Source organism: Pseudomonas gebzensis, assembly GCF_034427815.1.
Lineage (GTDB): Bacteria > Pseudomonadota > Gammaproteobacteria > Pseudomonadales > Pseudomonadaceae > Aquipseudomonas.
This window is the reverse complement of the sequence record NZ_JAXQNS010000031.1, coordinates 1-1,111: the sequence shown is the minus strand read 5'-3', so window position 1 is coordinate 1,111 and position 1,111 is coordinate 1. Positions and strand designations below refer to the sequence as shown.

1 protein-coding gene is annotated in these 1,111 nt (G+C 61.4%); it reads right to left on the bottom strand.

Features of this window, described 5'->3' with window-relative positions:
* Nucleotides 1–520, bottom strand: a 520-nt coding sequence (locus tag SJI00_RS22325) for a toxin VasX (RefSeq protein WP_322463851.1), incomplete at its 3' end; no start/stop codon positions are given.
* Nucleotides 521–1,111: the final 591 nt, after the last annotated feature.

Sequence of the window (1,111 nt, the reverse complement as noted above, 5' to 3'; positions counted from 1 at the left end):
CTGGCCGATCGACCTTGCGCATCCACTGGCCGCGGGCCGCCGTATTGCTGCGCAGGTGCTCGCACAGGCGCCAGGTCCACTGCACAGGCGAGTAGGCGAGGTGAAGTCGACTGCGGCGGGGGTAGAGCAGGTAGGGATGCGTGTCGCCTGGGTTGTGCCGTGTGTCTTGACCCACCTGGGCGTCAGTCCACAGGTGGCGCGTGAACTGATGTGCGCTGACCGAATACTCATGAAAAGTTTGGTCTGTGCTGTTCCACACGTACAGCCAGCCATCGCGCAGTTGGCGCAGGGTGTAGCTGCGGGTCTTGAGTGCCGGCGGGGTGTTGGACCAGCCCTTGGGCAGTGGGTTTGGACCCTGGGCGGTGCCCTTGGCCGGTGATTCATCGACCGCGTATCGAACAGGAAAAATAGCGACTTCAGCAGCGCTCAGGCCGCACCCGGCCATCGCCATGGCAGCACGGGGGAACGCTTGATTGCGGCGGGCCTGATTCAGCTGGGCGCGGCTTGGTGGCAGGGGCATGGCACTTCCTTGATGAGTTGAACGCTGGGGCTGTCATTGGCCCGTTGCGGTCCGTCCGTCTCTGGCGCTGTCGGCACAGATGCAGGTGGACAAACTGATTCACCGGGCTTGAAAAGCACGGATTGCGGGTTCAACTGCTATCAAAAGGCGTGCCAGCCAGTGCCAGGTCCGCGGTTTATGCGGGCTGTGGGGATTCCGGCATCGGCCGAGGGGGCTTTTTAAGAGAAAATTCGCGGAAAATTGCGCAAGAAGTTGCACAGTGCTGTGCAAGTTCTTGCGCACTTGGCTGTAAGCCCCGTTGTACGGGGGCTGTAGCGGTTTTAGGGGCGGTAGGGCGGGGTTTTGCTGCGCAACTTCTTGCGCAGTAAGGCTTAACGACGGAAGTAAGGATTTGACCGTTCGCTCAGGTATTTACCATCGGGATTCGGTCGCTCCTGATGGAGCGGGGGAGGGTCATGTTCTGCGGGTCAACCCCTCAGCTAGAACCCGCCCCCCAGCGGATATTCCACCGCCAACCTCAACCTGGTTGCTGTCCAGTTCCGCCTGCGCGGTGTTACCGCGGTGGACGTCGTGACGCACGGAAAACGTCAG